Below are 12097 nucleotides of genomic sequence, written 5' to 3' on the forward strand. Positions count from 1 at the left end.
TCCGGTCGAGCCGGACAACACGTCTCATTCAGGCAAGGCGCGAAGTTGACGCTGCCTCGCCGGAAACGGCCGGCCGCCTGTCACATGGAAGGGCGGCCGGCAGAGTGCTACTTCAGAGCGTCCCAGCTTTCCTGGATCTCTTTGGTCACCGCCGCGGCATCCTTGCCGCCGGTGTAGTCGACCATGCCGGTCCAGAAGGTGCCGGCACCGACACCGCCCGGCATCAGGTCGGATCCGTCGAAGCGGAAGGTCGTCGCATTGATCAGGATCTCGCCCTGGCCCCGCAGCGTGTCGTTCAGATAGGCGTCGAGATTGACACCCTTGTGCGGCGTCAGGAAGCCGGTCTGCGCCATCATGATTTCATGCGACAGCGGCAGCTGGAAGAACTTCATCAGCTCGGTCGTCGCGTCGGACGGCTTGGTGATCGCCATCAGCGTGCCGCCACCCAGAACCGGGTTGCCGAGATCTTTTTCCGCATAGGCAGGGAAATAGAAGAAGTCGACATCCGCACCGAACTCGACACCATCCGGGAAGAAGGCCGGAACGAACGACGCCTGGCGGTGCAGGTAGCACTGCGGCGGCGAGGAGAACAGGCCCTTCGGGCTGTCGCGGAAGTCGGTCGAGGCGACTGCATCGGCGCCGCCGGCAACCTTGTCGTCGTCACGGGCGAACCAGCCGAACTCCTCGATGGCCGCGACAACGCGTTCGTCATTGAACGGAATTTCGTTCGAGACCCACTGGTCGTAAACGTCTGCCGGCTGGGTGCGCAGCATCATGTCTTCCACCCAGTCCGTCGCCGGCCATCCGGTCGCAGCGCCCGATCCAAGGCCGATGCACCACGGCGTTTCGCCGTCGGCAACGATCTGCTCAGTCAGCGCCTTGAGGTCTTCCATGGACTCCGGCACTTCATAGCCGGCATCCTCGAAGTTCTCCGGCACGTACCAGACGAGGCTCTTGACGTTGACGTTGTAGAAGAAGCCGAAAAGCTGGTCGTTGCCGTCACCGTCCTTGTAGGTGCCGAGATTGACCCAGCTTTCGCCCGCACCGTAATTGTCGCCGACCCAGCTTGCCATGCCCTCGGGAAGCGGCTGCAGGAGACCGCGCGATGCCATGTCCGACGCAAGGCCCGGCTGCGGGAACACGGCGATGTTCGGCGCAGCGCCCGCTTCCGCGTCGATCACGATCTGCTGTTCGAAGGAATCGGAACCGGTGTAGATGACTTCAGCACCGGTTGCCTCCGTGAAATAGGCGAGCACATTGCGGAAATAGCCGTCTTCCGGCTGCAGCCACGGGCCTGCGATCGTCACGGTCTGTCCCGAGAGATCAGGCGCACTTTCCGCCCACGCAGTGTAGCTGTCCCAGGTGAAGGGGCCCTCGCCCGGAGGGAATTGCAGCTCCGCAGAAGCGCTTCCAAGTCCCAGCGAAACGCTTAGTGCCAAACCGGCCGCACAGGCCATCAAACGTGATTTCATGTCAGTCCTCCCAGATTGTCCCCTTGGCGGGACATTCCCTTTAAAGTGGCACACCTTACCAGCCGGCAGCAATACCGAGGCTCCTCCCTCATGCAGCAAACCAACCGGAACCCGGCATCCAAACCGCTTTGGATTTGCCCTAAACATGTCGCTACGCTTCGGACTTGTCAAGCGAACAACTCACGAATTAATGTTGCATTTCAATAACAGCCTGAAGGGAGGGCGCTTTCAAAGCGTTTTGGGCACACATGAGCAAGGGTGTGAATCTGAAGGAACTGTCGAATCGGCTGCAACTTTCGCAGACGACCGTCAGCCGTGCATTGAACGGATATCCGGAAGTCAGTGCCGAAACGCGGCGCAGGGTTGCCGAAATGGCGGAGAAGCTCGGATACGCCCCCAACAGCCAGGCTAGGCGCCTTGCCACGGGACGATCGATGGCGATCGGCCATGTCATCCCGCGATCGATCCACGAGATGATGAACCCGATCTTCCTGGAATTCATTGCCGGTGCCGGTGAAACCTATTCCAAGCACGGCTACGACATGATCATTTCGGTGGTCGAGGACGATCACGAGGAAGATGCCTACCGCCAGATCGCCTCCCGCAAGAAAGCCGACGGCGTGATCATTCATGGACCCGCAGCTGATGAAAGCCGGCACAGGCTGCTGCGCCAAATCAACCTTCCCTTCGTCGTTCACGGCCGCATCCCCGGTGCCGAAAAGGAAACGTCCTGGGTCGACATGAACAACCGACGCGCCTTCGAGCGGGCGACGAACCTGCTTCTCGATCTCGGTCACAAGCGGATCGCCCTGTTGAACGGCCTCGAGCACATGGACTTTGCGCGCCGGCGCCGCGTGGGCTTTGAAGACGCACTCAAGGCAAGAGGCCTGACACCGGACACTGAGATCATGCGCAGTTCCGACATGACGGAGCCCTACGGCTGTGACAATGCAATGGAGATGCTCAGGTCCGGCAACCCGCCGACCGCCTTTCTGGTGTCCTCGATGATTTCGGCCATCGGCGTCGCGCGCGCCATCGGCCAGTGCGGGCTGGAAACCGGGAAAGACGTCTCCATCATCACCCATGACGACGCTCTCTCGTTCCTGCCGAACAGCGGTGAAGTTCCGATTTTCACCTGTACGCGTTCGTCCGTGCGCTATGCCGGTCAGCGCGCCGCCGAACTGCTGCTCGACCACATCGCCGACCCGGAGCGAGAACCCTCATCCTTGCATCTCGATGCGGAATTGATCGTCGGCCAGTCGACCGGACCGGCGCCCGATCGCTGAACAACAACCGGCAGGACCGTCACCGGTCACACATAGGAAAGACCGCTGTTTCGAAGCAGATCGTCCATCGTTTTCAGACCACTGAGGCGGTGCGCATTTGCAAGCTCGGCGGCTTGCTCCGCCTCGCCGGCGGCAATCGCGTCGACAATCTTGCGATGCGTCGCATCGCGCGCCGCAGGGGCATTGTTCAGCCGGAGCAGCACGGAGTTCGCCCTGAAAACCTGGTCCAGGAGACCGCAGATCTCCGAATGCAGTCTGTCGTTGCCCGAAAGCCCCGCAACAAGGCGGTGAAACGTGTCGTCGAGTTGCGCCCAGGCCGAAATGTCTTTCGCCCGAAGCGCCGTTTCACCTTCTTCCAGAACCTGGCGAAGACCTGAGAGCGGTTCGCTTGCAATACCGATCTGGGCGGCAGCATGTGCCGCCAGGCCTTCAAGCACGGCAAGTATCTCGAAAATCTCGCGAAAGTCCTTCTGCGAAATCGCAACAACGCGTGCGCCGCGGCGCGGAATCAGGTCGATCAGCCCTTCCGCCTCAAGCCGGATCAGGGCCTCCCTGACGGGTGTCCGGCTCATGCCGAGACGACTGGCAATGTCAGGTTCCGGCGCTTGATATCCGGGCGGCAGCACACCATGCAGGATCTCGTCTTTCAGACGGTCATAGGCGCTGTCGACGCGCGTTGACTTGACTTTCGCTAACATTGCGGAGGCTCTCAGAACACGATTTCGAAAATGACGGCGCGCCCGGATCACTCGGCGGAAATGGCCTCGCCGGACTTTGATGTTCTTGCAAACAAACCCATTCAGCATTGATAATAATACTGATAAAATTTTACTCAAAGTGGATCGAAACTGGAAAAGACGCGGCGCGATCGGCCTTCGACACCACTCAAAATATTGATTTTAAACGTGAAAATCACACAGTTCAGCAAAAAACATCGTAAAAATTACTGACTTATTTCAGCGCGAACGCGTTTCCGGAGTGTGGATTCGAACGAGTGCGGCTGCAGGCGTCTTAACGGTTTATGCATACCCCGTGCAGGTGCACGCCTTGACGCACGGATCGCCGGCATCTTCCTGCTTGGCGATATGGGCCGTCTTGCACCGGGCCGCTCCCCGTTTGGCGCACCGTGTCCGGACCGGCTTCTGCCACGCTGCCTTCCTCTTGTGCCGGGCGCCGCTCCTGCACTAGAGCATTTTCCGACCAATTTGGATCATTTGACCGAGGCCCTTTTTCGCGCTGGCGAGACGGTTCGCCCGCCGTGGTGTTGCCCACCACAAGGGTGAACCAACGACGCCAGAGCGGAAAAGGGCCCGGCCAATCTTGATGTTTGTCGCTTGAATGCGTTCCACAAAGGGTGAGGATATCCAGCCCATCGGCTGCGTTGTGCCACTTGCACGATGCACCGCATCGCGCTTCGTGACCCGCCTGGCCGAGTGAACCGGATATCCGCATCAAATGATTCAAATTGGTCGGAAAATGCTCTAGGGTCAGGACTTTCCCTTTCATGCGCGCGGGTTGTGTTTGCGAACCGATGCGTTTTCCGGAGCTGCCATTGATGAAGCCAGTTGTTCCCTTCATTCCCGAAGCCCATTCGCATGAGCGGGAGGTCTGGCAGCAGGAACTGTCCGGATCGCTCAGTGACCTGGCCGAACTCAAACCGTTCGACGCGCTCAGCGAAGAGGAGCGTCTTGCCGCCAGAGTTGCCATCGTCGCAAATCCGGACCCGGCCCATGTCGCGGCCCTGCCAAACCTTGTCTGGGTGCAGAGCCTTTGGGCCGGCGTCGAAAGGCTGATGTCCGAATTGCCGGAAGAGGGTCCGCTGATTGTGAGGCTTGCCGATCCGCAAATGGCCGAAACCATGTCCGAGGCGGTTCTGGCCTGGACGCTCTACCTGCATCGCGACATGCCCCGTTACATGGCGCAGCAGCGCCGGGGCGTGTGGCAGGAGCATTTTCTGAAAACCCCGGCGGAACGCACGGTCGGAGTTCTCGGACTGGGCAATCTCGGCACGGCTTCCGCACAGCGCCTGCGGGCCAACGGGTTCACGGTTGCCGGTTGGAGCCGGACGGAGAAAACCATTGACGGGGTCCGCTGTTTTCACGGTCCGGACGGTTTGAAACAAATCCTCGGCGAAGCCGACATCGTCGCCGTGCTGGTCCCCCTGACAGACCAGACGCGGGGACTGCTCGGCACGAACGAATTCGGTTCCTGCAAGCAAGGCGCCGCGATCATCAATTTCGCGCGCGGCGCGGTGATCGAGACCGGTGCATTGGTCGACGGTCTCGACACCGGGCACCTGTCTCATGCGGTTCTCGATGTTTTCGATGAAGAGCCGCTGCCATCCGAAAACCCGCTCTGGCGGCACGAGAAAATCACCGTGCTTCCGCACATCTCGGCGCCGACGATCATCAGCACGGCCTCGAAGCTTGTTGCCCGCAATCTCAAGACGTTCCTGGAAACGGGCGCAGTTCCCGATCACGTCGACCGAAAACGTGGATACTGACCTTCCCTTGCCCGGGCGTCGCAATACCGTCAAGGATTGCACGGTATCAGGCAAACAGATTCACTTGCCTTGAAGGTACATCATGCCGACCCTTCCGATCCTGGGCGCAGCGCTCAACGTCAACAGCCTGGAAACCCATCGCAAGCTCATGCTCGACAAGCCACGGGACCTCGAGCTTCAGGATTTCTGGCCCGGCGAGGTACTCAACGGAGACTGGATGCCCCTTGTGGAGCGCGCCAGGGCATTGCTTGACGGCCACGAAGGCCGCCTCGGTATCCATGGGCCCTTCTGGGGCTTCACCATCGATGCGGTCGACGTGGACGTGCGCGAAGTGGTCAGGAAGCGCCTCCTGCAGGGTCTCGAAGTCTGTGAAGCGCTCGGCGCAACGCACATGGTCGTGCACAGTCCCTATTCCACATGGGATCACAACAACCTCGACAACTACGAGAACGGGCGCGAACGCAAGATCGAGCTCTGCCACCTGACCATGGGGGCTGCCGTTAAGCGGGCTGAGGACATCGGCTGCGAGCTCGTCATCGAGAACATCGAGGACAAGGATCCGCATCTCCGGAAGATACTCGCCGATAGTTTCGGGTCCCCGATGGTGAAAGTCTCCATCGACACGGGCCATGCCCACTATGCCCACGGGTCCACCGGGGCTCCCCCGGTCGACTACTACGTGAAGGCAGCCGGAAACGACCTGCGCCACGTGCATCTTCAAGATGCCGATGGCTATGCCGACCGCCACTGGGCGCTTGGCGAGGGAACCATCAACTGGCACGCGGTCTTTGCGGCCCTGTCGAAACTGGAAAGCGATCCGCGCCTCATTGTCGAGGTCCGCGATCACGCCGACGTGCCCGTTTCGATCAAGAACATGGCCGCTCTCGGACTGGCACAATGATGCCGAGAAACGGCCCGCAAGCCCGACCCCACAAATTTGTGAAGAGGCGTTAGCGGACAGGTCGCCGGCCTTTGCCTAAGTACAGGTCTGAACCGAGGTGTGTTCCGGCGTTCCGCGACCGGAACGGGCTCTTGCAAAGGTGTGCTGACAAATATGCTTGAACTGCCGCTTGCGTATCTTGCCGGTCTTCTGACCCTCATAAATCCCTGCGTCCTGCCGGTTCTGCCGATCGTGCTTGCGTCAGCGCTCAATGCGGACAAGCGTGCACCAATCGCGCTTGCGGCGGGAATGAGCGTTTCCTTCGTGACCGTCGGAATGCTGGTTTCGACGGTCGGTTACGCCATCGGCCTGACAGAGGATGTCATGGCAAGGGTCGGCGCGACGCTGATGATTGTCTTCGGCCTCGTGCTGCTGGTGCCGGCGTTCAGCCAGCGCTTCGAACTTGCCACGGCCGGCTTTTCCGGTTCGGCCGGACAAAAGCTGCACAGCACCGACACCAGTGGCCTGCGCGGTCAGTTTCTCGGTGGAGCCCTGCTCGGTGCGGTCTGGTCGCCCTGCATCGGTCCAACGCTCGGCGGCGCAATCGCCCTTGCCTCCCAGGGCCAGAGCCTCACCTGGGCCGCCGCCATCATGTCCTTCTTCGCGCTCGGGGTTTCGACCTTCATCGTCGGTCTCGGGCTCGGTGCCGGAGAAACCATCCGCCGCAGGGCCGACAGATTGCGCGGTCTTGCGGAGAAATCCAAACCCCTCATGGGGGTCGTATTCATCGCAGTCGGCGTGCTGCTGCTGCTCAACGTCCACAAGATGTTTGACGCGTGGGCCCTGAGCGTGATGCCGATCTGGCTGCAGGATCTTTCGGTCCGGTTTTGATCTTGAAGTGAAGGGAAAGGAACGAACATGAACCGCCGTCGCTTTCTTGTGACAACTGCAGGCGCCGCGCTCACGGCAACCCTGCTGCCCGCAACCGCGTTTGCAAACGGAATGGTCGACTATTCGCCGGGGCTCATCCAGAAGCATCTTGCTGCCGGCAAGACGGTCTTCGTCGACTATGCCGCCTCATGGTGCAGCACCTGCGCGCGCCAGGAGCGGGTGATCTCCGCCCTGCGCCAGGCCAATCCGGAATACGACCGGACGATGGTCTTCGTCCGCGTCGACTGGGATGCCTATGGCGGTCACGAAGTCACCACGTCACGCAAGATCCCGCGCCGGTCCACCCTGCTCGTCTTGAAAGGCGACCAGGAGCTGGGCCGCATCGTTGCCGGGACGAGCGAACAGCAGATCAAGGCATTGCTGGATACCGGCCTGCAGGCAGGAAGCTGACATTAGAGCTCACGGTGTCAGCTTGGCCCTGCGGATGAAGCAAGCGGCCGGCGACGCCAGGATGATGGCGTGGCTGTCGTCTCGATGATTTGGTCTGAATGCGATGACGAAAGAGCCTCCGCGAACAATCGCGGAGGCTTTTTGCTGGCCGATCAGCCCATCGCCCACGGGCCGTGATAGCCGCCGCCGTCCTTGTCCGTGCGCTCGAAACCGTGCGCGCCGAAAAAGTCCCGCTGGCCCTGCAGCATGTTCGCCGTCGAGCGCGCCGTGCGCATGATGTCGAAATAGGACAGCGCTGCGGACAGAGCCGGGACCGGCAGGCCGTTGAGGGCCGCCTGCGCCACCACCTGCCGCAGTTGGGCTTCGGTTTCCTTCAGCTTGGCCGAAAAGAAGGGTGCCAGCATCAGGTTGCGTTCCGCATCCTCGGCAAGCGCAGCCGACATGTCGTTGAGCATGGCGGAGCGGATGATGCAGCCGTTGCGCCAAATCTTCGCGATCTTTGGCAGGGGCATGGCCCAGCCATACTGGCGCGCCGCCGCCAGGATAAGACCGAAGCCTTGCGCATAGCAGACAATCTTGCCGGCCACGAGTGCCGCTTCCAGCGCGTCTATGGCGATCAGGTCCCGGCCGAGAGCCGTCGGCGCGGCACCGAATTCCGCCTCTCCTGCCGTCCGTTCGTCAAGCCGTGACGACATGTTGCGCACGGCAACCGCCGCCTCGATGGTGCTGGCAGGCGTGCCCAGCATCAGGGCCTCGATGGCGGTCCAGCGGCCCGTGCCCTTCTGCCCGGCACGGTCGAGGATGATGTCGAGCATCGGCCGGCCCGTATCCGGGTCCGCTGTGGTCGCCACCTTTCCCGAGATCTCGATCAGATAGGATTGCAGGATGCCCTGGTTCCACGTGTCGAAGACGGCGCCGATTTCTGCAGCCGGCATGCCGAAGCCGTCGCGCATGACACCGTAGACCTCGGCGATCATCTGCATGTCGGCATATTCGATGCCGTTGTGGACCGTCTTGACCAGATGCCCCGCACCGGCTTCGCCGAGATGGGCCGCGCAGGGCTCTCCCTCGTGCTTTGCGGAGATGGCTTCCAGAATATGGCCGACCTGATCCCAGGCATCGTTTGCGCCGCCGCCCATGATGGACGGCCCGTAGCGCGCCCCTTCCTCCCCGCCGGAAACGCCGATCCCCATGAAGCGGGGTCCGTGTTCCGCGGATGCGGCAGCGCGCCGGTTGGTGTCGTGGTAGTTCGCGTTGCCCGCATCGATGATGAGGTCCTGGGCATCCAGCAACGGGCGCAGCGCCTCGATCTGTGCGTCCACGGCCTCTCCGGCCGGCACCATCAGGATCACGGCGCGCGGCGACTTGATCGAAGCGACAAACTCTTCGAGTGTTTTCGTGGGGACGAGTTTTCCGGCCAGGTCCCCGGCCTTCGCCATGAACTGGTCCGTCTTCTCCGTGGTCCTGTTATAGACCGCAATCTGGAATCCGTTCTCGGCAATGTTGAGAGCAAGGTTGCCGCCCATCGTGCCCAGGCCGATCAGGCCGATTTCCGCAACAGCGCCGTTTGAACTCATCAAGGAAGCCTTTCTCGGATCGATTTAATTTGTCGTTACGAGGTGATAACCGACCCGCCTCCTCCGGGCAATGGCTGCAAGGGAGGATCGCGGTACAGGCATCCCATATCTTGCAGCCGATCGCGAAAACCTGAAACCGGAATCCGGAAAACGACCCGATCCCGTGATTCTCCCGGGCGATCGAAAAAGACTGTCACATAAGCCTGCTAACCACCTTTGCACCCGCATCCTCCAGCGGCTTTGCTCAAAGGATTAGTCAGATGAAGAACATGTTGATCGCAGCCGGCCTTCTGGCCATGGCATCCACGCCTGCCTTCGCGGACGATATTTCCGGAAAACTGGTGCTGTACACCTCGCAGCCGAACGCCGATGCCCAGGCGACTGTTGACGCGTTCACGGCAAAACATCCGGGTGTCGAAGTCGAGTGGGTCCGAGACGGCACCACCAAGATGATGGCAAAGCTGCGCGCGGAGTTCGAGGCCGGCGCACCGAAACCGGATGTGCTTCTGATCGCCGACATGGTCACCATGGAAGGCCTGAAGAAGGAAGGCCGGCTGATGGCGCATGAGGGTGCAGATGTCTCGGCTTACGACCCGGCCATCATGGATGGCGACAAGACCTATTTCTCCACCAAGCTGATCACCAGCGGCATTGTCTACAATACCAATGCGCCGTTGAAGCCGACATCCTACAAGGACCTTCTGAAGCCGGAAGCGAAGGACAAGCTGGCCATGCCGTCGCCGCTCACCTCCGGTGCTGCGACGATCCACATGGCGGCCCTGACCTCGAATCCGGACCTTGGCTGGGCCTACTACGAGGGTCTTGCCGATCAGGGTGCCAACCCGAAGGGTGGCAACGGCGGCACCTACAAGGCGATCGCAGGCGGTGAGAAGCTCTACGGCTTCGTCGTCGACTTCCTGCCGATCCGCGAAAAACTCAAAGGTGCTCCTGTTGAGTTCGTCTTTCCCGAAGAAGGCGTTTCCGCAGTGACCGAGCCGGTTGCGATCCTCTCCACCGCACAGAACCCAGACGCCGCAAAGGCCTTTGTCGATTTCCTGATTTCAGAAGACGGCCAGGAGCTTGCCTCTTCCCAGGGCTATCTGCCGGCACACCCGGCTGTCGCGGCCCCGGAAGGCTTTCCGGCACGCGATGAAATCAAGCTGATGGAGTTCGATCCGGCTGCAGCACTGGACCAGGACCAGGCCAACAAGATCAAGTTCACGGAGATCTTCGGCGGCTGATCTTAGCAAGCTTGAAAATTCACGCGTCAGCGCGGCCGAAGCTGCGCTGACGTGCTTTCGTTCCACAAGTTGTACTGCCCATCCCCTTGCAAGCGTCTTCGCCCTCGGAAAAAGCAACCCTTGTTGCGCTCGTCGCCGGTGCAACGGCGATTTGCGGCCTCCCGCTCCTCCTGCTTTTCAGGACCGGCCTGACCGGGGAAACCGGGCTGGATCTGGCACCATTGCTTGAAGCAATCCAGAACCGTTCCGTACAGCGCGCCCTTTGGAACTCGATTGAAAGCAGTTTTCTGTCCGCACTTGCAGCAACGATGCTCGGAGCGCTGCTCGCCCTTCTTGTCGGTCTGACCGACATCCGGGCCAAAGGTCTGCTGGTCTTCCTGCTTCTGCTGCCGATGATGATCCCCCCGCACGTGACGGCAATAGCCTGGATCCAGGCGCTTGGACCGGCTAGCCCTGTTCTGCGCTGGCTGGGGATTGCGCCCGAACTCGGCTCCACCCACCCCCTTTATTCGCGCGAAGGGCTCGTGCTTCTTCTCACGCTTCAGCACAGCCCCCTCGTTTTTCTGCTTGTACGCGCTGCCTTGAGATCGTTTCCGCGGGAATTGTCGGATGCCGCCCGCATATCCGGTGCGGGAACCTGGACCTTGTTGCGCCGGATCACGTTACCGCTCCTAGGCCCTTCCCTGCTTGCGGCCTTCGCCCTTGCCTTTGTCGCGGCGCTCGGCAATTTCGGCATCAACGCGCTCATCGGCATTCCTGCGCGCTACACCACGCTGCCTGTTCTGGTCTGGCGCCGACTGGCAAGTTTCGGACCGGATATCCTGCCGAATGTCGCAGTGATTTCCGTCATCCTCGCAGTGGTCGCGCTTTTGGCCATCACGATCCAGAGCCTTCTGCAAAGGCGCATGCGTGCCAGCCTGATCGGGTTGCCACAGGACCCTCTTGCCATTTCTCTCGGACGGAAACGACCTTACATCGAGGCGCTCCTCTGGGGCTTCGTTGCCCTGGTTCTGCTTCTGCCTGCGGCATCCCTGGTCGCAACGTCCCTGGTCCGGACCTACGGATTGCCGCTTGGGTTGGACACGCTGACACTGGAGAATTTCGTGGAAGTTGTCTGGCGGCAGTCGGTGACCTTGAGGGCCTTTGCCAACTCCACATTCATTGCCGGTATTGCAGCGCTCGTCATCGCGGCGACAAGTCTGTTGCTCGGCTATTTCCTGACTCACAGGAGACGGGCACATCGCCAATGGGCAGGGCTTGCACTGACCCAGTCCGAAATCGCGTTTGCGGTGCCGGGACTGGTGATGTCGATTGCGTTCATCCTGGCGTTCATCCGCCCCGTGCCGGTTCTCAATGTCTCGCTTTACGGCACCTTGTGGATCATCCTGATCGCCTATGTCTCAGTCTTCCTGGCCGTCGGCCTGAAGCCGGTTCTGGCCGCCTTCCTCCAGATGGACGGATCCCTGGAAGACGCGGCACGGGTGTCCGGTGCCGGGTTCTTCACGCGGATGAGGCGCATTTTCACTCCGCTCGCGGCCCCGTCTGCTGCCTCCGGTGCCATCCTGGTCTTCCTGACGGCCTATAACGAGGTCACGGTTTCGGCGCTCCTCTGGTCGACGGGGAACGAAACCATCGGAACGACCATCTTCAACTATGAAGACGGCGGCTACACCACGCTGGCTGCCGCCATGTCCGTGGTCGTGGTTGCGGCAACACTTCTGATCATGCTGGCAATGAACGCACTTTCAAACCGGGTTCCGGCGGGAACGATTCCCTGGAAGGACTGATAACAACGGC

The 12097-nt window shown here is 61.0% G+C and carries 10 protein-coding genes; 7 read left to right on the plus strand and 3 right to left on the minus strand.

From position 1 onward, the window contains the following. Positions 1-107 precede the first annotated feature (107 nt). Positions 108-1472 (minus strand): ABC transporter substrate-binding protein, encoded by a 1365-nt coding sequence (locus ACO07N_RS03515; protein WP_421979701.1) that lies wholly within the window; start codon positions 1470-1472, stop codon positions 108-110. A gap of 248 nt (positions 1473-1720) precedes the next feature. On the opposite strand from ACO07N_RS03515, the gene ACO07N_RS03520 reads away from it, so the two are divergent. Further along, positions 1721-2758, plus strand: coding sequence for a LacI family DNA-binding transcriptional regulator (locus ACO07N_RS03520; RefSeq protein WP_421979702.1), 1038 nt, complete (start codon positions 1721-1723; stop codon positions 2756-2758). Positions 2759-2784: 26 nt separating this feature from the next. Here ACO07N_RS03520 and ACO07N_RS03525 read toward each other — a convergent pair whose 3' ends face one another. Next, positions 2785-3456 carry a GntR family transcriptional regulator gene (locus ACO07N_RS03525; protein ID WP_421979703.1) on the minus strand — a complete coding sequence of 224 codons (672 nt, stop codon included), beginning with the start codon at positions 3454-3456 and terminating at the stop codon, positions 2785-2787. A gap of 857 nt (positions 3457-4313) precedes the next feature. Here ACO07N_RS03525 and ACO07N_RS03530 point away from each other — a divergent pair. The 4 genes from ACO07N_RS03530 to ACO07N_RS03545 all read left to right on the plus strand — a co-directional run bounded on the left by ACO07N_RS03530 (position 4314) and on the right by ACO07N_RS03545 (position 7482). Next, a complete protein-coding gene (locus ACO07N_RS03530; RefSeq protein WP_421979704.1) occupies positions 4314-5261 on the plus strand; it encodes a 2-hydroxyacid dehydrogenase in 948 nt (315 codons plus the stop codon). Positions 5262-5343: 82 nt separating this feature from the next. Then, entirely contained in the window at positions 5344-6162 is an 819-nt protein-coding gene (locus ACO07N_RS03535) for a sugar phosphate isomerase/epimerase family protein (protein WP_421979705.1), read from the plus strand. 153 nt (positions 6163-6315) lie between these two features. After that, positions 6316-7032 (plus strand): cytochrome c biogenesis CcdA family protein, encoded by a 717-nt coding sequence (locus ACO07N_RS03540; protein ID WP_421979706.1) that lies wholly within the window; start codon positions 6316-6318, stop codon positions 7030-7032. A 27-nt stretch (positions 7033-7059) separates the two neighbouring features. Continuing rightward, a complete protein-coding gene (locus tag ACO07N_RS03545; protein WP_421979707.1) occupies positions 7060-7482 on the plus strand; it encodes a thioredoxin family protein in 423 nt (140 codons plus the stop codon). 152 nt (positions 7483-7634) lie between these two features. On the opposite strand, the gene gndA is transcribed toward ACO07N_RS03545, so the two are convergent. Next, entirely contained in the window at positions 7635-9059 is a 1425-nt protein-coding gene (gndA, locus tag ACO07N_RS03550) for an NADP-dependent phosphogluconate dehydrogenase (RefSeq protein ID WP_421979708.1), read from the minus strand. A gap of 260 nt (positions 9060-9319) precedes the next feature. On the opposite strand from gndA, the gene ACO07N_RS03555 reads away from it, so the two are divergent. Together ACO07N_RS03555 and ACO07N_RS03560 are read left to right on the plus strand one after the other, a co-directional pair. Continuing rightward, entirely contained in the window at positions 9320-10300 is a 981-nt protein-coding gene (locus ACO07N_RS03555) for an extracellular solute-binding protein (protein WP_421979709.1), read from the plus strand. A gap of 86 nt (positions 10301-10386) precedes the next feature. Then, positions 10387-12087: an ABC transporter permease gene (locus ACO07N_RS03560; protein WP_421979710.1), complete on the plus strand. Its 1701-nt coding sequence runs from the start codon at positions 10387-10389 to the stop codon at positions 12085-12087. Positions 12088-12097: the final 10 nt, after the last annotated feature.

This window comes from Roseibium sp. (genome assembly GCF_965229775.1).
Classification (GTDB): Bacteria; Pseudomonadota; Alphaproteobacteria; order Rhizobiales; family Stappiaceae; genus Roseibium.

Excerpts from the sequence above, each read along its gene's own strand:
- ACO07N_RS03515 (WP_421979701.1), bottom strand. The coding sequence starts at position 1,472 with ATGAAATCACGTTTGATGGCCTGTGCGGCCGGTTTGGCACTAAGCGTT.
- ACO07N_RS03520 (WP_421979702.1), top strand. The coding sequence starts at position 1,721 with ATGAGCAAGGGTGTGAATCTGAAGGAACTGTCGAATCGGCTGCAACTT.
- ACO07N_RS03525 (WP_421979703.1), bottom strand. The coding sequence starts at position 3,456 with ATGTTAGCGAAAGTCAAGTCAACGCGCGTCGACAGCGCCTATGACCGT.
- ACO07N_RS03530 (WP_421979704.1), top strand. The coding sequence starts at position 4,314 with ATGAAGCCAGTTGTTCCCTTCATTCCCGAAGCCCATTCGCATGAGCGG.
- ACO07N_RS03535 (WP_421979705.1), top strand. The coding sequence starts at position 5,344 with ATGCCGACCCTTCCGATCCTGGGCGCAGCGCTCAACGTCAACAGCCTG.
- ACO07N_RS03540 (WP_421979706.1), top strand. The coding sequence starts at position 6,316 with ATGCTTGAACTGCCGCTTGCGTATCTTGCCGGTCTTCTGACCCTCATA.
- ACO07N_RS03545 (WP_421979707.1), top strand. The coding sequence starts at position 7,060 with ATGAACCGCCGTCGCTTTCTTGTGACAACTGCAGGCGCCGCGCTCACG.
- gndA (WP_421979708.1), bottom strand. The coding sequence starts at position 9,059 with ATGAGTTCAAACGGCGCTGTTGCGGAAATCGGCCTGATCGGCCTGGGC.
- ACO07N_RS03555 (WP_421979709.1), top strand. The coding sequence starts at position 9,320 with ATGAAGAACATGTTGATCGCAGCCGGCCTTCTGGCCATGGCATCCACG.